Origin of the sequence: Kurthia sp. YJT4 (assembly GCF_030219945.1) — a bacterium.
GTDB lineage: Bacteria > Bacillota > Bacilli > Bacillales_A > Planococcaceae > Kurthia > Kurthia gibsonii.
This window is the reverse complement of sequence record NZ_CP126689.1, coordinates 1,051,756-1,072,202: the sequence shown is the minus strand read 5'-3', so window position 1 is coordinate 1,072,202 and position 20,447 is coordinate 1,051,756. Positions and strand designations below refer to the sequence as shown.

Below are 20,447 nucleotides of genomic sequence, written 5' to 3'. Positions count from 1 at the left end.
GGGAGAGGGGTTTTTTACTCGCTTTCAACTATGTTACGCTAGGTATATTGAAAAGGAGACGGCATGTATGATTAATAACTATGAAATTTTACAGTTTATGAATAAAAATAAACAATATAAAGGTTATCAAGTAGCACAAACGGATTCAAAACAAGTTCCGGGTGCCAGTCATTTACTATTTAAAGCAGGTGTCGATCGTTTTTTATTCGTGCGCATAATCGAACCAACACGTGACACTCCGACAACGGATAAAATTTTAGCGATTGAAGAATTAGCATCTTATAAATTTTCCGAGTTTGAGACGGTGAAATATGATCAGTTTTCGTTATCACAACGCTACACATTTACACGTCCAAATGGTGAACAATTAATCGTTAAAACATGGGTATCTTCTGCAACACTTCGCTCTGCATTACCTGATAAAGTAAAATTAATCGTTGTCGACCGTAAATGGTATAACCGTATTGTAGGCTTCCGTTCAAAAGATCCATTACATATGGTTATTGCGACAGCAGTGTACGCAGCGATTATCTTTTTATATTTCAAATACTTTTTCTAAAAATAAAAAGGACTCGGATTATGCCGAAGTCCTTTTTTCGTATTAATTTTTCATTTTTGGATCAAAAGCATCGCGTAAACCATCACCCATTAAATTGAAGCCGAGTACCGTTAGCATAATCGCAAGACCTGGGAAAATCATCGTCCAAGGTGCATTGATTAAATAAATACGCGCATCTGCTAACATTTTCCCCCATTCAGGTTGTGGTGCTTGTGCGCCAAGACCTAAGAAACCAAGTGCGGCTGCTTCAATAATCGCTGTAGCAATCGCCAGCGTACCTTGTACGATAATCGGTGTCATGGAATTAGGTAATACATGCCCCCATAAAATACGTGTATCACGCATTCCGACCGCACGAGCAGCTGTAATAAATTCTTCTTCTTTAATACTCAATACTTTAGAACGAATAAGGCGACCAAAGTTTGGTACATTGACAATTGCAATCGCTAGTAGTGCATTGAATAAAGATGGTCCGAGTGCTGTGACAATTGCAATCGCTAGTAGAATACTTGGGAAGGCAAGTAGGATATCAAAGAAACGTGAAATAATCGTGTCTACCCATCTTCCGTAATAACCTGCTAAAATTCCTAATATACTACCAATGATAATGGAAAGTGCAACAGACGCAAAACCTACTAGTAAAGATAATCTTGCGCCTAAAATAACACGTGAGAAAATATCGCGTCCAAATACGTCCGTCCCAAACCAGTGTGCGCTAGAAGGTGGTAAGAGTCGCAATTTTAAATTTTGTTCATTAATCCCTTGTGGTGCAATCCACGGACCGAAAATAGCAAGTAAGATGAAGAAAGCAACAATGATTGTGCCTACTACAGCTACTTTACTTTTCCGAAAAGTTCGTAGACTATCTTGGAATGGACTACGTGCCTTACTTTTCTCTTCTGGTAATTGTATTTCGGGTGTAATACCTGTCATGTTGTTCCCTCCTCTTAATCGTATTTAATACGCGGATCAATCACACTATAAAGTAAATCAACGAGTAAATTAATCATGACGAATAAGAATGCTACAACTAGAATGCCTGATTGAATAACTGGATAATCACGGGAACTAATCGCATCATAAATATAGCGTCCAATACCTGGCCAACTAAAGATGGTTTCCGTTAGAATAGCCCCGCCAAGTAAAAGCCCTGTTTGTAAACCAATTACTGTTAATACGGGAATGACTGCATTTTTCAAACTATGTTTATAAACAACCCAAAACATCTTTTGTCCCTTCGCTCGTGCTGTACGAATGAAGTCCGAACGCATCACTTCAATCATTGTTGAACGTGTCATACGTGCAATTATTGCCATTGGTATTGTAGCCAAAGCAGTCGCTGGTAAAATTAAATGCTTCACAACATCTAAAAATTGATCAAAACGCCCTTCAAATAATGTATCAATTAAATAGAAATGCGTAATGGCTTCAACAGGATCTCGTGGATCAAATCGATTGGAAGTTGGTAACCAACCAAGTTCAACACTGAATGCCCACTGTCCTAATAAACCTAACCAAAAAATCGGAATCGATACACCAATTAGTGCTAAAATCATCGCACTATAATCAAACCATGAATTTTGGAACCATGCAGACACAATTCCTGCATTGACGCCAATGACAATAGCAATAACCATTGCAACAAAGCCTAATTCCATTGTTGCGGCTAAATATGGGTAGATTTCTGCACTAACAGCTTCACCTGTTTTAATCGACTCTCCCAAGTTACCTGTAAATAATTGTCCTAGATAATTAAAGTATTGTATGTACCATGGATTATCGAGACCTAAACTTTCTCGTAATGCAGCCACAGCTTCTTTACTTGCCTGTTGACCGAGGATGATTTTCGCTGGGTCACCGGGAATAGCTCGTACAATCATAAACACAATAAATGTCATACCAAAGAGGACAGGGATTAATTGTAAAAGTCGTTTTCCTGTATAGCGTAGCATACACGTTACCTCCTAAAATAATATGCGCTGTCACACTGTTCAACTCTGTATGACAGCGCATGTTTACTTATTTAAAATCAATTGTGTCAAAGCGGTCAGAGCCTGTTGGATGAGCTTTGAAACCAGTAATTTCTTTTTTACCTGCTAATAAAGGTGTTGAGTAAGCAATCGCTACCCAAGGTGCTTCATCATGGATAATTTCTTGTGCTTTTTCGTATAATTTCGCACGTTTTTCTTCATCTACTTCTTTTTGTGCTTCTTTTAATAATTTGTGTGTTTCAGCATTTTTGAAGAATGTGTAGTTGTTACTACCGATATTATCTTCATCTAAAAGTGTGTATAGGAAGTTATCAGCGTCTCCATTATCACCTGTCCAACCAAGTAAGAAGGCATCTGCTTCACCTTTTGAAGCTTTATCTAAATATGTGCCCCACTCGTAGTTGACAATTTTAGATTTCATTCCAACATCTTCTAAATTCTTTTGAATTGCTTCAGCAATTTTTTGTCCGTCTGGCATGTATGGACGTGGCACTGGCATTGCCCAAAGTTCAATTGTTTCACCTTTATAATCTGATTCAGCTAATAATTTCTTCGCTTTTTCAGGATCATATTTATAGTCTTCAACCGAATCATTGAATCCTTTAATAACTGGTGGCATTGGATTTTTCGCTACATCCGCTTGTCCTTCATAGAACGTATCAACAATCGCTTGTTTATCAATTGCATAGTTGACAGCTTGACGTACTTTTTTATCATCAAATGGTTTACGTGTTACGGTTAAACCAAGGTATCCAACATTTAAAGATGGACGTTTGAATAATTGTAAATTTGGATTATCTTCAATCATTTTTGCATCTGATGGGTTAATACCGTCTGCTAAATCGATTTCACCAGATGTTAAAGCATTTAGACGTGCTGAGTTATCTGGAATAGAACGGAAGATGACTTTATCTAGTTTAGGTAATCCTTTTTGCCAGTAATCTTCATTCTTCTTCAATGTAATGGAATCGTTACGTTTCCACTCAACAAATGTAAATGGACCTGTACCAACTGGTTTCTTTTCGAAATTCTTACCTTCTTTTTCAAGTGCTGTTGGCGATGCAATCGCAAACGGCGTCATCGCTAAGTTCTTTAAAAATGGTGCTTGCGGATAATTTAATGTGATGATAACTTTATCTTCACCATCTGCTTTTACTTCTTTAATAACGGCATTTTTATCGCCTTTAAAACCACCGAACATCGATTGGAAGTATGGGAACTTTTCAGCATTACCATTCATCCAGCGCTCGAAGTTTTTCACAACTGCTTCAGCATTAAAATCTGTACCATCTTGGAATTTAACACCTTTTTGTAGCTCGAATGTATATTCTAAGCCATTCTTTGATGTTTCCCATTTTGAAGCAAGTCCAGGTACTAAATCTGTGTTTTGTTCACCAAAATTGATTAATGTTTCAAAAATATTTTTTGTTACATTCAGTGACTCACCATCTGTTACAGCAGCTGGATCTAATTTTACAGAGTCAGCTCCACGACCAAAGACAAGAACTTTTTCTTTTTCTTTTTTGTCGCCATCTGAACCGCTATCTTTTTTCTCGCCACATGCTGCTAAAGCAGTTGATAAAACGAGAATTAAGAGTAGGACGAACACAAAACTCTTTTTCTTCATACAATTCCCTCCAAAACTTTTCTATTTATTATCATTGCTGAATGCCTCTGTATAAAGATGGCATGCAACAGAATGACCAGGTTCAACTTCGATTAATAATGGAACACGTTGGTCACAATGCTCCATTTTTAAAGGACACCGCGTATGGAACGCACATCCTGTTGGCGGATTCGCTGGGCTCGGTATATCGCCTGTTAAAAGTTGCGTTTCTCGCATAAAATCAGGATCAGGTACAGGTACTGCGGCTAGTAAAGCTTGTGTATATGGGTGTAATGGCTTTTCATATAGCGCTTCACTTTCAGAAATTTCAATCATTTTACCCAAGTACATGACACCTACTCGGTCACTTATGTGGCGAACGACGCCTAAATCATGGGCAATGAAGATATACGTTAGCTTTAATTCTTGTTGTAAATCTTTCATTAGGTTTAATACTTGTGCCTGAATCGATACATCCAATGCTGAAACAGGTTCATCTGCAATAATCAATTTCGGATTTGTCATTAAGGCGCGTGCAATCCCAATACGTTGGCGCTGTCCACCACTAAATTGGTGTGGATAACGACTTGCATGGTAGCTACTCAATCCAACAATTTCGAGCAATTTTGCGACCTTTTCTTTTCGCTCTTTGTCGTTACCAATGCCATGCACTTTAAGCGGTTCTTCCAAAATTTTCTGAATATTATGTCTAGGATTAAGCGACGCATACGGATCTTGAAAGACCATCTGAATGTCACGTCTTGCTTTTCGTAATTCTTCTTTTGACATTGTCGAAACATTTTTTCCTTCAAAATAAACTTCACCAGCAGTTGGCTCAATGAGGCGCATAATGGAGCGACCAGTTGTTGATTTTCCACACCCGGATTCTCCTACAATACCGAGTGTTTCACCTTCCATAATTTCAAAAGAAACATCATCGACTGCTTTTACATCTCCAACACGACGACCAATCACACCTGCTTTAATGGGAAAGTATTTTTTTAATCCTTTAACTTTTAATAATGGTTCAGTCATTCAGTGCAACCTCCTTTTCTTCTGCAAGGAAACATCTTGAAATATGATGATCATTCGTATGATAAATTTGTGGATTTTCATTTAAACAGCGGTCAAATGCATATTCACAACGTGCTGCAAAACGACAGCCCTTTTTAATTGAACCTGGCTTTGGTACATTTCCTGGTATCGAATACAGTCGCTCTTTTTTATAGCGCATATCCGGAACAGATTGAATTAATCCTTTTGTATAAGGATGCTGTGGCGATTCAAAAATCTCTTTTACAGGACCTTCCTCAACAATTTGTCCCCCGTACATGACAATGACGCGCTCACATGTTTCTGCTACAACCCCTAAATCGTGGGTGATGAGCATAACTGCTGTGTTTAGACGTTCATTTAAGTCGCGCATTAACGCGAGAATTTGCGCTTGAATCGTTACATCAAGTGCGGTTGTCGGTTCATCCGCAATCAAAATTTGCGGGTCACAAACTAACGCCATCGCAATCATGACACGTTGACGCATACCACCCGAAAGTTGATGTGGGTATTCTTTGATTAATTGTTCAGCACGCGGTAATCCAACTAATTTCATCATTTCGATGGCACGTGCAGTCGCTTGTTTTTTTGACCATCCTTTATTATGTAATAAAATGGCTTCGTTTAATTGTTTACCGATTGTAAATAATGGGTTGAGAGATGTCATCGGTTCTTGGAAAATCATCGCGATATCATTTCCTCGAATCTTGCGCATCTCTTTTTCTTTTAATTTTGTTAAATCTCTACCACCAAACTGAATTTCACCATTTGTAATTTTGCCAGGTGGTGAAGGAATTAATCCCATAATCGAAAGAGATGTCACACTTTTTCCCGAGCCAGATTCTCCAACAATCCCAAGAATCTCTCTTTCTCTCAATGTAAATGAAATACCGTCTACTGCTGGCACTGCACCATCATCTGTGAAAAAAGTCGTTTCTAAATTGTGGACTCTAAGCAATTCATTCGGTTCATTATTCATAGTAAGTAGCCCCCGATTTAATTTTCTGAAAATTCTTGTTTTTATTTTACAATACCTTTACAAAAAAAGACAACTTTTTAAATATATTGTATAAAAAGCTTTTTATACAATATATGTTTTATTTTATCTTCAATTCAACGCTTTAAATCGTGAAATTCATTATTTTGAAATAAAAGGAAAACTAATGAACCTTGATTACTTATACAATACAAGTCATCTATTTTGTTGATTTTCTTTTTAAACAAAATAAAAACAAGATCTATTTCGCTAACAAAATAGACCTTGTTTTATCTTAAGAATGAACAGTTACATCATCCCATTGTTCTTCATGTAATTGTGTCATCCAATTAAATGCACGCTGACGTTCAAGTACAACACCATCATCTAAATCTGCTGGAGATGGTTCACCTTGTAAACGCGCTTCTGTACATGCCCAGTGGTATAGATAATTTTCATCCATACGATTTAATACTTCTGTTACGTCACGTGCTTCGGCATCTTGTAATAACTCACCAATATTTGTGTAATTCATTAAAAGATTTAATGTGTGTTCTACATCGCAGATCTGTGTTGGCTCAGCTAATTCTTCAACTAAATGAATACTCCATAACATCACCCACACTGCTTCATATAACCACATTTTATTAATTAATTCTTGTTGTGTATAATCTTCTTGCGCTAAAAAAGCTTCTTCTTCAGCTGTTAAATTCATCTTCACACCATAGCGATTTAAAAAGACTTCTGCAATGCGTTTTGACGTTTTTAAATTTGTTTCTTCTTTTTCATCTAATAATTCACGAACAAATTGAATGAGAATTAACACGACTGCAGCACGTCTCGCAATTTCTTCTACTGAGCGCATGCACACCTGTTTTGAGTCTGGTAATAGCGAGAGATTTTCCGTATAAGGAATGTGTCGTGCCTTCATTTTAGCAATCGAGGCTACACGTCTTCCCTGATTTTCAACTGTTTCTGTTACGTCAAATAATGACTTCAATTCACGTTTTGCTACTTGTACGGTGAAATCTTCAGCAATTATTTGACCTTCACCATTTGCAATCTCTTGTCCGTCAACCGAAATAATATCGCCTGATGGTACATAGATGAAGCCATTCAACTGTTGAATGAATTGAAAATACGAAGGAAAAAATGCTTCTGCTTCATCTTCTTCAATCATGCAACCGAGCATCACATTCGTATGTTCGCCTTGAATAAGCAGCTTTTGTTTAATTGCTTCATCACCATGTATTTCTTGATGAATATATCCGATTAAACCTTGTGTAAATTGATTGGCATTTTCTTGTTGGCGAACTCGATGTGTAAATTGTCCAATTAATTTCTTTTTAAATAGACCTTTTTTAAAAATTTGGAGTGTTTCTTCCCCAAATTCTACTATATAACGATCTTGTTTTTGTTCCATTATTTTTTCAAAAATCGTTGTTGGACTTTCTAATGATGCATAGAGCGTGATGTTTACTGACAATTAGAACATCCTCCTTTATGATTCTTCTATATCCATCTTAGTATAGATGATTCCTTGTTCTGTTTCTATGCAAAAGATTTCAATTTTTGAACGGTTTTAGGCAATGCTGTCAAGCAACTGTAATCACCTGTACGAATAGCACATTCCATTGATAGCTGTGCAAAAGCAGTCGGAATTTCCTGTGGTAGATTAGCTACAAACTGCGTAATTTCACGTGTATATTCTTCCCACTTTTCTTGTTCAATATATTGAAATACGTTAGGTATTACATGTACAGTTACTTGCTGATTTTCTGGTTGCCATAATTGGTATCTAGCCATTGTTGGTTCAACTGTCGCAGGGTTTGTAAAGACGATTTGAATAGCGGGTAATGTGGCTAATTGTTCAAATAATAAAGCATCTAATGGAATGAGCGGTACTTTATATTCTTTTGGTAGGTGCGCAGCAAAATACGTACATGTAATAAAAATAGCAATTGGTTTTTGATTCTCACATAAACTTTCTAACTGTTCAAATACCTTTTTTTCTACTTGCAGACGTTCTGTGCAAGCTAGTAAATTTTCAATCACGATATGTTGTAATGACTCTCCCGGTAATGCGGCGTCCATCCACTTCTGATTTGAATGATGTGCATGAATACAAATAAACAATTGCTTCAAACCCTTCTATATGAAAAATGAGAAATTGTCCTATTCTACAATTTCTCATTCTCACTATTTTATGATGGTTAAATCTGAAATCATCGTACCATTTTTCAAGTAGCGTTCGATATTTTTAATTTCTTGATGTTGCACGCGTTTTTTCTTTTTTAAATGATATTGATCATAATACGTGTTACCATTTTTCACATATACGATATGCAATTTACCTTCATAGAAAACAGCTTGCATATGATTTGCATCTTTTGCTTGATCTTTTAATTTTAGAACTTTTTCTATTTGTTTCGTTTGTAGATCATAGCGATAAACTTGTCCCATACCATTTAAATAATATAAACCACCTTTGTACGTGGTCGCACTATCATTAAAGCTAAGTGGTAGACTTGATGTTGTCTCTTTTTCTGAGCGATACTTCGCTAAGACAGTTGCTTTAACATCCTTTGTTTTGCGATTCACTTCATACACTATAATGTCCTCATATGATTCTGAAACATAACGAGACATGACAAGATAATAAGCTTTTTTTGTAACAAGTATAGGTGCAATCGCATCTAAATCCATTGGACTTTTTAAATTTAAATCTGTAATCTTTTGTAGTTTTGCTTTTTCTTCGAGTGGTGTTTGTTGTAATTGAAAGGCACCTGAGATTAAATCTTGTGTCAGGACAATTACTTGGTCACCCTCTTCACCAGCTGTCGATACAAATTTGGGAATAATGAACTTTTTAAATTGACCATCTTCTCCTGCATAACGAACCGTCATTTTATAATCATGCTTTTCACTTAATCCACTATTACATAAACTATAGTACTGTTCTGTTTTCGGTAAATAACCATTATGCATACCGCGATAATCTGGCTTTTCAAATGTTGTCTTTTTCGTAATATATTCGGTCAAAGTCATTTGATTCGACTCTTCTATCATCAGACGATTATTTGCAAAAGTAATGCCACCGTATTCAACTGGTTGAATTTCATGTTCTGTTATATCATTATTTTTGTCCAGGAATAAAACATATCCCTTTGTCTTATCCTCTTCTAATGATTTTGCTTCATTTGAAATATAAAATCCTAATTTTTGCTCTTTTAAAAATTGTTGCCCTTCATATTCTTTTTCGTTTGTTTCTTTGCCAATTGTTGGATTCATAAACTTGAGCATTATAAAAACAGCCACTGATAGAAATAGAATACTTCCTACAATAATGGCTGCAATTTTTTTCATCTTCATAAAATCCTCCCTGTTCATTGCAACGCTCTCTCCATTTTATAATAGGAATTACATTGAAGTAAAGGGAATCTGAAAAGTGTGACATTCCAACTAGATTGCCACACGCTGATAGTACCAGTTTAAAAAATCTGTTCGTTCAACTGCATTAAGAATACAATATGCTTGTTCGCGACGTTCTAATCGCAGTAACTCTTCTGGATATATACGCTCTACATTACAACGCATATAAGGTAGTTTACGCTGTGCTTTACGTGATCGGAAATTCTCAACACGCGCACCTGCAAATACTGTACGTAAATGACGTTCCATAAAAGCATGATAAAACATCTTCTCTTTTGCTAAGCGATTGTACCCTTTTCCCCAGTATGGTTCACCAATCCAAGTACTCATATGACTTGTTTGCATCTCTTCATCTATATTGTGTAATGTAATGACACCAATCAACTCAAAATCCTCATTCATAATCATACGTGCAACATGATTTCCCATCATTTCTTCTAACTGCATTTCACGAATGAAATCCATCATTGACGCAACAGATGTTTCATTTTCTGTTAAGCCGAGTGGTTCTCTTACTGCTGGTTCGCTAATTAGTTGTGACATTCTTTCTGCATAGAAAATGTCTAATTTTTGTAAGTATACTTTTTGCATCTTAATCCCTCCAAATCGTAAAATATGTGCTTGCTGATGATTTGGCGGTATGTGAATTTACAAAAGATGCACGAATGGTATGTTTATGTATTTTTCTATACAAAATTTTTTCAATCGTTCTTTTGTAAAACACTACATCGTTTTAATTGAATCTATCTTTTCGAATGACATACTCCATACACTCCTCAAAACTTGCGTGGAATTGTATGGTAAAATACTGTCTTCTAAATCTCTGTTCATCTGCAAGCTCCTTTTTTCTTTGATATATCTATTATACGTAATTGTCACAAAATGTTCAAACTTTATACTCATATACTTTGTTAACATGGAAAAAATAGGAATGGAGATGTTAGAAATGAAAAATTATATTTTCGATTTTGATGGAACATTAGCTGACTCAGAACAATGTAGTATTATAGCCACACAACAAGCTTTTCAAAATCACAAGTATAAGGTGCCTACTGCAGAACAAATTACATATTATATGGGTGTACCGATTGAAAAGTCTTTCCCACTCATGATTGATAAAATAGTTGATTCCACTGCTTTAGACGAATGATTAGCAACATTTAGGAGTATCTATCAACAGATTGAACAAGATACATTACGTATTTTCCCGAAGATTGAAGAGGTACTGCAAACATTACAAGAGCAAAAGAAACGCTGTTTTGTTTTATCGAGTAAGAAAACTGCTGTTTTAAAGCGCAACTTAGAAATTTTAAAAATCCATACTTTTTTTGAAGACGCAATTGGTTCTGACCGCGTAACGCACTACAAGCCAGACCCCGCTGGTATTTTTCAAATTCAAAAAGAGCATACAATTCAATTGGAGAGTACGGTTATGATTGGTGACGCTATTTTTGATTTACAAATGGGGAAGGCTGCTGGGGTTCATACGTGCGCTGTTACATGGGGTAGCCATTCAAAAGAAGCTTTATTACAAGAACACCCCGATTGGTGTATAAATGAACCGACTGAACTAATCACACGCTTCTAGTCACGTCCTAAAAATCTTGTTGTATCCTTATCTCGTTTGTACTTTTGTTTGTATATAAATCACTTTCATTGTTAAGTCATCTACAACAGAGTCTTTTTTATATTCTGAACGCAAATACTTTACTTAAGATGACATCTATTTTAGACAAACACCTTCGAATGATACCCTTTTCCCAATAAAATAACATTATTTACTCGATATGTTTTGAATATGTTAAAAGTAGGAATACTACATACTAATCACGTATTGAAATGAGGGAAAAAACATGATGAAAGATGTAAATACGATTCTCTTCTATTACTTAGTCGGTGCAACTATTATTGTTGTTAGTTATTTCGCTCCATTTTCAAATGCAATCATCCCCTACGCCCTTTATACACTTGGTGGACTTTATATCGCTTATGGATTATTTAGCGGTATCTTACTTTTAATGCGCACAAAAAGAAAATCTGCTTTCACGATTTATCGTGAAGCTACTGAAAAACAAAATACAATTAAACCACAAGTAAAACATGCAATTGTTACTTCTTCCTTAAAACGTTCTTAATAAACTAAAGGAACGTTCTTAATAAACTAAAGGAATATATGAAATATAGTCTAGGACAAAACATTTCACTTTCTTTTTTAGCGTTCGCAACGAAAAACCGGAACCGCACAACAACGCGATTCCAGTTTTTCTTATGCTCATGTGGGATAGTATTTTTACACGTATGTCCCAATTTTTTTGATGTACATATGAACTATATAACTTATTCACACACGCTATTGTCGTTTTTAACAAACTTCATTGTTTCAAATTACTGTTACACTTCAGAATAGGCTAAAACTTTTGGTTGAGTTAAATTAGCATTTTCCGTTAAATACGCTTGAATTTCTTGTTGTACTGTAGTTGAAATATAAGTTTGGCAATTGCAACGAGTCGCTGGAATATAATGAATAGTTACAAGAGACTGTTGTAGTTGATATTGTTGTGTAATAAGCACCGCTTCTTTATTCGCCTGACATTTTCCACAAATCACGTTAATCACCTCTATCATGACTATTATCGTCATTTTTAATACTTATTTAAACACTATACACCAAAAATAAAAGTCGAACACTGTAAATTTTTAGTGTGTTCGACCTTCTAATTAATCTTTCGATTGCTTACGCATTTCCGTCATCTGTCTCCACATGGAACCTTTAGCAGATTCTCCTTGTGAAATACGCTCGATTGCCATTTTCACTTGTAAACTTACTTCGAATTCTGAATCATCTTGTGCTGCCTCTAATGCAGGTAATGCTTTTTCCGTCCCACTTTCATAAAGGAACATAGCTGCACGCCAACGTACTAATTTATTTTTATCCGATAATGATTCAATCATTGCAGGCTCGAATTCTATCAAGCTTAAATCGCTCATACAATCTCCCGCAGTTCGACGAACCGAGGCGCTTTTATCTTGTAATGCACGTTTTAAGTAGGGTACAACCGCTACATCTTCAATCATGCCAAGATACACTGTCGCAAGTCGGCGAATGGACATCTTTTCATCATCTAATGCTTTCGCCAACATCGGTAGATCTTCTACTGTTGGGTCAGGAATTTGATCGAGTAATTTAAAACGCACTTCCCAATCTTCATGTGCTAAATCGGCAACTGTAATGCGTTTTTTATCTAATTGAACTTGTTCACGCTGTTCAGTTGCTGCCTGTACAAGTTCTTGCAAGCGCTCTGCTGGATAAGTCGCTTCAATTTCCGCAACAATACTTTGACCGATTTCATCAAGTTGACCATAGCGAACACCATAATCAACCCATTTACGTTGTAAAATAAAGTCATCGTCATCCGAAGTACCAAGAACTTCTTGGAACGCATTCACATAGCGCTGATCAAGTGCAAAGCGCTGTTCCTCAGTTGAATCAAATACTTTCACTTGAAGTGGAATGCCTTTGAACATTTGAATGTGTACATACGCTTCCCCGTAATGATCTTGTTCTTTCGCTTGTTGTGCTGCTTCTCCTGCTTCTTCACCAAATACTTGACGAACCGATCCCAGAATTGTTACCCAATCATATTTAGCATTTCGTTCAACTGCTAAAAAGTCGGCAACATGGTATACACCTTTTACACCTTCAATCGCTAAAATTTGTTGGATTTCTGTTGGTGCATCTTCAGCAGCATCTGGTCGGTAATTATGCGCCGTACCAAATGGTAGTTCTTGATCTAAAATCACCTTCATCGTATTTGGACTCGGTGTTGGTTCGATTGATTTAATTTGCATACGATTTCCTCCTTGTTACGCTTTCCCTTCTACAATAGCACTTAGATAATCAAAACGTTCAATCAAATGCTCATATTGTGCATTCAATTCGTCTAATTCATTCGTTAATTGCTGTAGACGCGTAAAGTCTGAACCTGCTGTTGCGATTCCTTCTTCTCGTTCCATAATCGCCAGCTCAATTTTTTCAATATCTGCTTCAATCGTTTCCCATTCTTTTTGTTCTTTGAAAGATAGTTTCTTTTTCTCTGTACGCACTTTTTCGACTTTTGGCTTTTCGACTTTGACTTCTTTTTCAAGCTTTTGTTGTTCTTCTTGTTTTGCTAAAAAGTCTGTATAAATGTCGAGACTTTCCTCAACATGTCCCTCACCATCTAAAACCCACAACTTTTTCGCAATACGATCTAAGAAGAAACGGTCATGGGAAATCGTCACGATGACACCTGCAAAATGTTCGATAAAGTCTTCAAGTACAGACAATGTATCAATATCTAAATCATTTGTCGGTTCATCTAGTAAAAGAACGTTCGGTTGCTCCATCAATAACTTTAATAGGTATAGTCGCTTACGCTCACCGCCTGAAAGTTTACCGATCTGTGTACCATGCGTATGCAGTGGGAATAAGAAGCGCTCTAACATTTGTGCTGCTGAATGATGTTCACCTGCTGCATCTACAATATCATTTGCTGATTCACGTACATACTCAATCATACGTTCATTCGTATTCATCTGTGGTAAGTGCTGTGTAAAGTGCGCGATTTTTACTGTTGAACCGACTTCAATCTGTCCGGCATCTGGTTGTAAAACACCAGCTAATAAATTAAGTAATGTTGACTTCCCAGCACCATTCGGTCCAATAATACCGATACGGTCACCTTGTTGTAATAAGAAGGAGAAGTTTTCTAAAATAACACGTTCGTCGAATGCTTTCGAAACGCCTTCACCTTCGATAACTTTTTTACCTAGTCGTGAAGTAGCTAGTCCCATCTCAAGTGATGTTTGGCTATTATCTTTTTGAAGGGAATCTGATAATTCTTCAAAACGTTGAATACGTGCTTTTTGTTTTGTAGAACGTGCTTTTGCACCACGTCGAATCCATTTCAACTCCGAACGGTAACGGTTTTGTTGTTTCGCATCAGTTGCTTGTTGCATCTCTTGGCGCATCGCTTTTGCTTCTAAGAAATCACCATAGTTCCCACTATGCTTATATAAAGTTTGATCGGCAATTTCATAGATATGCGTGGATACAGCGTCTAGGAAGTAACGATCATGGGTAATCACAATAACAGAGCCTTTCAGACGTTTGACCATGTCAGTTAACCATTCTGTCGACTCGACATCTAAATGGTTCGTTGGCTCATCAAGTAAATACAGGTCGGCTGGTTCAATTAATGTGCGAGCTAGCGCTACACGCTTTTGCTGACCACCTGAAAGAGAAGCTACTTCTGCATCAAATTGGTCAATGCCTAGTTTAGTTAAAGCTGTTTTAGCGAGTGCATTGACGTCCCAAGCATCTATCTGATTCATCTGTTGCTGTAATTGGAACATCTGCTGTTGTAGACTTTCAGAAGTTGGGTCTGCTGATAGCGCGCGCACGACTTCTTCATACTGACGATTCAATGTAATGCTTGGTGAATCTCCCTCAAATACTGCATCAAGTACGGTTAGCCCTTTTTCAAACTGAGGGTCCTGTGGTAAATAGGCAACTCGGTATTTATTCGGATGATCTAAATGGATAGAATCGGCATCTTGAATACCTGCTAAAATCGCAAGAAGTGTTGATTTCCCGGTACCATTAATACCGATTAATCCAGCGCGCTCCCCCTCCACAATCGTAAATTCAATATTTTTAAACAGTGTTTTTTCACCGACTGTTTTCGTTAAATTGGAAACGATTAAATGACTCATAACTTCCCATCTCTTTCTAACTGTAATTGGTGAATGAACTGCTCCATAAATTCATGGCGTGCTTGCGCTAGTTCCTTCCCTTTGTTTGTTTTCATTAAATCTTTTAATAAGAATAATTTTTCATAAAAGTGTGTGACGCTGGCTGTTGATTTCGAGCGATATGTTTCTTCAGACATATTCATGCGCACTTCTTCTGCATCATCATAGAGTGCGCGTCCTTTTGCACCGCCAAATGCGAATGTACGCGCAATTCCTACCGCACCTAATGCATCTAAACGGTCTGCATCTTGGACAATTTTTGCTTCAATTGTTTTCGTCGGTTGCTCATTCCCACCACGGAACGATACAGAAGCAATGACATCTTGGATATGTAGACGTTCTTCTTCTGTTACTTGTAGCGCATCTAAAATGACACGTTCATTTTCTTTATCTGTTGTATATTTTGGGTCACTTACATCATGTAGTAATACCGCTAATTCAACAATATCACGATTTGCAGTTGGTTCTTCTGCTAAAATGGCACGCGCATTCATTTGTACGCGCTGGATATGTTGAAAATCATGACTTGCGTCAAATTGATTGTAAATTTTTTCGACTAATTGTTCACACTGTTCAATACGATTCATCTGTATTCCTCCTTGACCTCTATCTATTATAACGATAAATACACAATATAGAAAAGAATCATTGTATTCTCTATTTCCAAAACTCTCATAATCTACTAGAATGAAGTTAGAGATTTCATTCATTGTTATTTTTTTCTCTAACAGGGGTTCAACTCTCCTTCAAAATATGATAAAAAGAGGCGAAAAACATGCACAAATTAGCAACTGAATTAAACCAGATCATTCAAAACGAAAACCCACATGTATTTGAGATGTTATCGGATCTTGGTAAACAGATGTACTTCCCGACTGAAGGGATTTTAAGTCAATCAGCTGAGGCAAAAAATAAAGCGTTCAAATTTAACGCAACCATTGGTACAGCGATTGAAAAAGGTAAACCGATGCATCTGAAAGTTATTCAAGATAAGCTTTCTGCATACAATCCGTCTGATTTATATCCGTATGCACCACCTGCTGGTAAACCTGAACTTCGTCAAGAATGGCGCAAGAAGATGTTAGTTGATAACCCTGCGCTTGAAGGTCAAACATTCAGTAACCCAATCGTTACGAATGCCTTAACGCATGGCTTAAGTATCACAGCTGACTTATTTGCTGACAAAGGCGATACATTAATCATTCCAGATCAAAACTGGGAAAACTACGATATGGTCTTCAATATTCGTCGTGGTACAACAATCACAACATATCCACTATACGATGAGAACGGTCTTTTCAATGCGGACGGCTTACGTGAAGCGATTCTTGCACAAAAAGGTCATGGTAAGGCAATCGTACTATTAAACTTCCCGAACAACCCAACAGGTTATACGCCAAATGCACAAGAAGGTGCTTCAATCGTTCAAGCGATTCTTGATGGTGCAAATGCAGGGGTAAATGTTGTAGCGATTACAGATGATGCTTACTTCTCACTATTCTTTGAAGATTCTTTAACGGAGTCACTATTTGGTGCGTTATCAAACATTCATGAGCGCGTTCTTGCTGTAAAAGTAGACGGTGCAACAAAAGAAGAATATGTATGGGGATTCCGCGTTGGTTTCATTACATTCGGTAATAAATCAGAAGCGTTATTAAAAGCACTTGAAGAAAAAGCCATTGGCATCATTCGTGCGACAATTTCTTCAGGTCCACACCCATCTCAAACATTCTTACTCGATGCACTAAAGAGCCCTGAATTCGTGACTCAACGACAAGAAAAATTCGACATTATGAAAAATCGTGCGAACAAAGTAAAAGAAGTGCTTGATTCATCTAAATTTGAAGATGCATGGGATTACTACCCATTCAACTCTGGTTACTTCATGTGCTTAAAATTAAAAACAACAAACGCTGAACAAGTACGACAAGTTGCACTTGAAAAATACGGTGTTGGTACAATCTCATTAAGTGATACAGATCTTCGCGTTGCCTTCTCTTGTATCGAAGAAGAAGATATCGAAGAAATGTTCCACTTAATTTACGACGCTGTAAAAGACGTTGAAAAACAAGGTTAATTAAAAAAGAGAGCTTTGGCATTTACCTATGCCAAAGCTCTCTTTTACTTTTGTTTACTGAATCCACTTTTCAGCTTTTGAGCCTTTTACCAATTGAAAATCCTGCTTTTTCACATTACGATATTGCACTTTCGTATAAAGTGAATCCTGACTTTTCGTTGCTTTTTGGAAATCTAAAAATCGATCATACTCTTTTGTTTTCCACATCCATAATCCATTCTTTTGATCCGTTTGGTCATAAATATTTCGTTTCAATAGATTTTTCTTATTTGTCTTCGCATCATTCACAATGAATAAGCGTGAACGACTTGGCGTCATAACATTTCGTTCGATTCGATTGTTTTCTACATAATGTTGTAGCAACAACTGACCACCATATAAGTTTTTCGTATCGTTTTGATAAAGCGTATTCAAACGAATTATCGAATTTTTCGTACCGCCCCTTTTTACATCATATCCACCAACCGAAATACCTGTATAACGATTATAATATATCGTGTTATGCTCAATCGTAATATTTTCTGCATATTTTCCGCGATGTTCTGATGTCGCCTCAATACCTAAATCATTCTGATAAACACGGTTGTTTGCAATACGTACATTTTTTGCACCATCTATATAAATACCACCTGCCGCATAATTTTTACCGTAGGCTGGATTTCCATAAGATGAAATATTTGAGACTGTATTGGCTGTAATCGTACCATTTCGAACATAATCGTATTTTTTATTCGTCGCTACATCTTCATATCCAATAACATCAATTCCAATATTATCGTTTCGACGTACTATATTTTTCGAGATATCAAAACCATCAATATTCCCGTTCAAAACAACTGCTTCACTTGCACCTAATTTTAGATTTTCAACTGTATTTTGCTGGATTCGAATATCTTTCATCGCACCTGTACCATACACAGCAATCCCATGTGCATTGCCGTTTTTAGCATTCGTTTGAATATGGTGTATGTGATTTTGTTGTAGACGAATTGCTCTACTTGAACCTGTCACATAAATCCCCATTGGTGTTTCATTCGTTTTTTTCGTTGTAACATTTTGAAGGGTTAATCCTTTAACTGTAATATATTGTTTGCTTTTAATATGAATTAAAGCTTTTTCACCGTTCACAGACTTTACATTTTCTCCACTAATCACTACTTTTTCGTGTGGAGCTGCTTGGAAGCGAATTGGCTTTTGTTTCGTGCCACTATGTTGAATAATGAGTGGTTCTTTATACGTTCCTTTTCGAATGATAATCGTCATTCCTGCTGTCGCTTTTGTAGCTGCTTTTTTTAATGTTTTCAAAGGCTTCTCTTTCGTACCACTCCATGTATCTTGTCCATTCGTTGCTACGTAAATCGTTTTGACCTCTTTTGCCTCACATGCAATGGATACAAAAGAAGTTGCCATCAAAAAACAGAATAACACTATTATTTTTTTCATCTATTGCCACCTACTTTCAATTCACCTCTAGTATAACGAACTTATAAAAAAACGTAACGAACATTCATTGTTTTCATGTGAAATGGGTATAGAGTAGAAGATAATGGATTCAAGCAAAAAGGGGGGATTACGTGAATGTTTTTAAATTTCCAATTAATAATTTTTCACCAATTGATGAACAAATCTACATCCACTTAAAAAATATTATTCGAAACAAAGAATTTGAAGACATAAAAATTTTCCCAACACCACGAGATCTAGCTATTCAAATTAAACAATCTTATTCCGATGTAATGAGCGCCTATCGACAATTAGAAGTTGAAGGTTATCTAAAAAAACAGGACGATATATTTATAGTACCTCATTTTGAACGTGTAGATAAAGAGCATAGTAGTGGGTATAAAAGTGATTATGTCATTAATGAAGAAGTAGCCATTTTTGATTTTTCTCCTACCACTGTTGATAAACAGTACTTTCCTTTAAGTCGTTGGCAAGAATGTTTACTTGAATCCTCAAATCTATCTTCTTTATTTCAATTTAGTCATCATGATGGTGAACATCTTTTAAGAGAAGCTATATGTACACATTTAAAAAAGAATCGAAATATCGAGGCATCTCCAGCGAATATTTTTATTAGTAGTAATGTGCCTGCTCTTTTGCTACAACTTGGAACATTTTTAAAAAAAGGTGGATATTACAACTCTTTTAAAATTGAAAATCCAGGAAATTACGAAGCTTTTTCCATCTTTAAAGAATTAGATTATCATCTCTCTACATGTCCCGTATCGTTAGAAGATGGTCATGATGTGAATAGTTTAAAAGATGAGCGCACTCTTTTTTATGTCACACTCTCTTATCAACAACCTCTAGGATATAATTTACCTATTGAAAAAAGAGCAAAACTACATCAGTGGGCTAAAAAAAATGATTGTTTATTTATTGAGGCTGATCGTGAAACTGCCTTTCGGTATGATGTTCGCAATGTTTATCCAATGGCTTCTGTCGATAGTACACATGTTATTTACATCAACTCATTCGCTTACTCTTTTTTACCATCGGCTAAAGTTGCTTATATGGTTCTTCCTAACAAACTCGTTGAGAAATATACACAGTTCACAAAACACCTCACTCAAAACTCCTCCCCTATTCTCCAAACAGCTATAGAGCATTTTATTAATAAAGGATACTTTTTAGAACATGTAGAACATATGAAACAAATCTATAATCAAAAGATGCAAGTGCTCACTGCAAAAATTCAAACTACTTTTCCAGAAAGAGCGCGTATTTTTGGTGAAGAAGCTGGTCAATCCTTACTTTTACAACCTAATAATGGCATGTCTGAAGAAGAATTAATTCAAAGTGCTTTAGAAATTGGCGTAAAAGTATACCCTATTTCACCCTACTACTTAGAAGGACAAAACCCCAAAACTCCGACTCTTATTTTAGGTTTTGGACAATTAACACGTAACGAAATGACCGACGCTATTAATCGTTTATATATAAAATGGTACACCTAA

Annotated in this window: 18 protein-coding genes and 1 pseudogene; 5 read left to right on the top strand and 14 right to left on the bottom strand. The window is 36.3% G+C overall.

Features of this window, described 5'->3' with window-relative positions; all coding sequences use genetic code 11:
- Window positions 1-67: 67 nt before the first annotated feature.
- A complete protein-coding gene (locus tag QN089_RS05110) occupies window positions 68-559 on the top strand; it encodes a hypothetical protein (protein WP_068454126.1) in 492 nt (163 codons plus the stop codon).
- Between the two features lie 42 nt (window positions 560-601).
- Here QN089_RS05110 and QN089_RS05105 read toward each other — a convergent pair whose 3' ends face one another.
- From QN089_RS05105 to QN089_RS05065, 9 genes are all read right to left on the bottom strand, one after another.
- Complete coding sequence (locus QN089_RS05105) at window positions 602-1,492, bottom strand: ABC transporter permease (protein ID WP_068454129.1); 891 nt, start codon at window positions 1,490-1,492, stop codon at window positions 602-604.
- A 14-nt stretch (window positions 1,493-1,506) separates the two neighbouring features.
- Window positions 1,507-2,511, bottom strand: a complete 1,005-nt coding sequence (locus tag QN089_RS05100; RefSeq protein WP_285216103.1) for an ABC transporter permease — start codon at window positions 2,509-2,511, stop codon at window positions 1,507-1,509.
- A 67-nt stretch (window positions 2,512-2,578) separates the two neighbouring features.
- The gene (locus QN089_RS05095; RefSeq protein WP_285216102.1) at window positions 2,579-4,177 is read right to left on the bottom strand and encodes an ABC transporter substrate-binding protein; all 1,599 of its coding nucleotides are present in this window, start codon (window positions 4,175-4,177) and stop codon (window positions 2,579-2,581) included.
- Between the two features lie 21 nt (window positions 4,178-4,198).
- Entirely contained in the window at window positions 4,199-5,191 is a 993-nt protein-coding gene (locus tag QN089_RS05090) for an ABC transporter ATP-binding protein (protein WP_087682599.1), read from the bottom strand.
- A complete protein-coding gene (locus QN089_RS05085; RefSeq protein WP_285216101.1) occupies window positions 5,184-6,188 on the bottom strand; it encodes an ABC transporter ATP-binding protein in 1,005 nt (334 codons plus the stop codon). Before QN089_RS05085 ends, QN089_RS05090 begins: the two co-directional genes overlap by 8 nt.
- A 292-nt stretch (window positions 6,189-6,480) precedes the next feature.
- Entirely contained in the window at window positions 6,481-7,671 is a 1,191-nt protein-coding gene (locus QN089_RS05080; RefSeq protein ID WP_285216100.1) for a DUF4272 domain-containing protein, read from the bottom strand.
- A 65-nt stretch (window positions 7,672-7,736) separates the two neighbouring features.
- Window positions 7,737-8,321, bottom strand: coding sequence for a hypothetical protein (locus QN089_RS05075; RefSeq protein WP_121176605.1), 585 nt, complete (start codon window positions 8,319-8,321; stop codon window positions 7,737-7,739).
- A gap of 63 nt (window positions 8,322-8,384) precedes the next feature.
- Window positions 8,385-9,557, bottom strand: a complete 1,173-nt coding sequence (locus QN089_RS05070) for a hypothetical protein (protein ID WP_285216099.1) — start codon at window positions 9,555-9,557, stop codon at window positions 8,385-8,387.
- A 90-nt stretch (window positions 9,558-9,647) separates the two neighbouring features.
- Window positions 9,648-10,208 (bottom strand): GNAT family N-acetyltransferase, encoded by a 561-nt coding sequence (locus tag QN089_RS05065; protein WP_087682604.1) that lies wholly within the window; start codon window positions 10,206-10,208, stop codon window positions 9,648-9,650.
- A 79-nt stretch (window positions 10,209-10,287) separates the two neighbouring features.
- Between QN089_RS05065 and QN089_RS05060 the strand changes: the two are divergent.
- Window positions 10,288-11,205 (top strand): annotated as a pseudogene (locus QN089_RS05060) (HAD family hydrolase).
- 265 nt (window positions 11,206-11,470) lie between these two features.
- Window positions 11,471-11,752, top strand: coding sequence for a hypothetical protein (locus QN089_RS05055; RefSeq protein WP_285216098.1), 282 nt, complete (start codon window positions 11,471-11,473; stop codon window positions 11,750-11,752).
- A 256-nt stretch (window positions 11,753-12,008) separates the two neighbouring features.
- On the opposite strand, the gene QN089_RS05050 is transcribed toward QN089_RS05055, so the two are convergent.
- The 4 genes from QN089_RS05050 to QN089_RS05035 all read right to left on the bottom strand — a co-directional run bounded on the left by QN089_RS05050 (window position 12,009) and on the right by QN089_RS05035 (window position 15,997).
- Window positions 12,009-12,224 carry a hypothetical protein gene (locus tag QN089_RS05050; RefSeq protein ID WP_131004899.1) on the bottom strand — a complete coding sequence of 72 codons (216 nt, stop codon included), beginning with the start codon at window positions 12,222-12,224 and terminating at the stop codon, window positions 12,009-12,011.
- 111 nt (window positions 12,225-12,335) lie between these two features.
- Entirely contained in the window at window positions 12,336-13,466 is a 1,131-nt protein-coding gene (locus QN089_RS05045; RefSeq protein ID WP_285216097.1) for a conserved virulence factor C family protein, read from the bottom strand.
- Between the two features lie 15 nt (window positions 13,467-13,481).
- Window positions 13,482-15,371 (bottom strand): ABC-F family ATP-binding cassette domain-containing protein, encoded by a 1,890-nt coding sequence (locus QN089_RS05040; protein ID WP_285216096.1) that lies wholly within the window; start codon window positions 15,369-15,371, stop codon window positions 13,482-13,484.
- Window positions 15,368-15,997, bottom strand: coding sequence for an HD domain-containing protein (locus tag QN089_RS05035; protein ID WP_068454168.1), 630 nt, complete (start codon window positions 15,995-15,997; stop codon window positions 15,368-15,370). Before QN089_RS05035 ends, QN089_RS05040 begins: the two co-directional genes overlap by 4 nt.
- Before the next feature lie 188 nt (window positions 15,998-16,185).
- On the opposite strand from QN089_RS05035, the gene QN089_RS05030 reads away from it, so the two are divergent.
- Complete coding sequence (locus tag QN089_RS05030; protein ID WP_285216095.1) at window positions 16,186-17,487, top strand: aminotransferase class I/II-fold pyridoxal phosphate-dependent enzyme; 1,302 nt, start codon at window positions 16,186-16,188, stop codon at window positions 17,485-17,487.
- Window positions 17,488-17,541: 54 nt separating this feature from the next.
- Here the strand turns inward: QN089_RS05030 and QN089_RS05025 are convergent, their stop codons facing one another.
- Complete coding sequence (locus QN089_RS05025) at window positions 17,542-18,930, bottom strand: right-handed parallel beta-helix repeat-containing protein (RefSeq protein ID WP_285216094.1); 1,389 nt, start codon at window positions 18,928-18,930, stop codon at window positions 17,542-17,544.
- Between the two features lie 131 nt (window positions 18,931-19,061).
- On the opposite strand from QN089_RS05025, the gene QN089_RS05020 reads away from it, so the two are divergent.
- Complete coding sequence (locus QN089_RS05020; protein WP_285216093.1) at window positions 19,062-20,447, top strand: aminotransferase-like domain-containing protein; 1,386 nt, start codon at window positions 19,062-19,064, stop codon at window positions 20,445-20,447.

Bases quoted from the DNA above. Each gene is read 5' to 3' on its own strand.
- QN089_RS05090 (WP_087682599.1), bottom strand. From the start codon at position 5,191: ATGACTGAACCATTATTAAAAGTTAAAGGATTAAAAAAATACTTTCCC.
- QN089_RS05110 (WP_068454126.1), top strand. From the start codon at position 68: ATGATTAATAACTATGAAATTTTACAGTTTATGAATAAAAATAAACAA.
- QN089_RS05085 (WP_285216101.1), bottom strand. From the start codon at position 6,188: ATGAATAATGAACCGAATGAATTGCTTAGAGTCCACAATTTAGAAACG.
- QN089_RS05095 (WP_285216102.1), bottom strand. From the start codon at position 4,177: ATGAAGAAAAAGAGTTTTGTGTTCGTCCTACTCTTAATTCTCGTTTTA.
- QN089_RS05055 (WP_285216098.1), top strand. From the start codon at position 11,471: ATGATGAAAGATGTAAATACGATTCTCTTCTATTACTTAGTCGGTGCA.
- QN089_RS05035 (WP_068454168.1), bottom strand. From the start codon at position 15,997: ATGAATCGTATTGAACAGTGTGAACAATTAGTCGAAAAAATTTACAAT.
- QN089_RS05030 (WP_285216095.1), top strand. From the start codon at position 16,186: ATGCACAAATTAGCAACTGAATTAAACCAGATCATTCAAAACGAAAAC.
- QN089_RS05100 (WP_285216103.1), bottom strand. From the start codon at position 2,511: ATGCTACGCTATACAGGAAAACGACTTTTACAATTAATCCCTGTCCTC.
- QN089_RS05070 (WP_285216099.1), bottom strand. From the start codon at position 9,557: ATGAAGATGAAAAAAATTGCAGCCATTATTGTAGGAAGTATTCTATTT.
- QN089_RS05025 (WP_285216094.1), bottom strand. From the start codon at position 18,930: ATGAAAAAAATAATAGTGTTATTCTGTTTTTTGATGGCAACTTCTTTT.
- QN089_RS05040 (WP_285216096.1), bottom strand. From the start codon at position 15,371: ATGAGTCATTTAATCGTTTCCAATTTAACGAAAACAGTCGGTGAAAAA.
- QN089_RS05105 (WP_068454129.1), bottom strand. From the start codon at position 1,492: ATGACAGGTATTACACCCGAAATACAATTACCAGAAGAGAAAAGTAAG.
- QN089_RS05065 (WP_087682604.1), bottom strand. From the start codon at position 10,208: ATGCAAAAAGTATACTTACAAAAATTAGACATTTTCTATGCAGAAAGA.
- QN089_RS05045 (WP_285216097.1), bottom strand. From the start codon at position 13,466: ATGCAAATTAAATCAATCGAACCAACACCGAGTCCAAATACGATGAAG.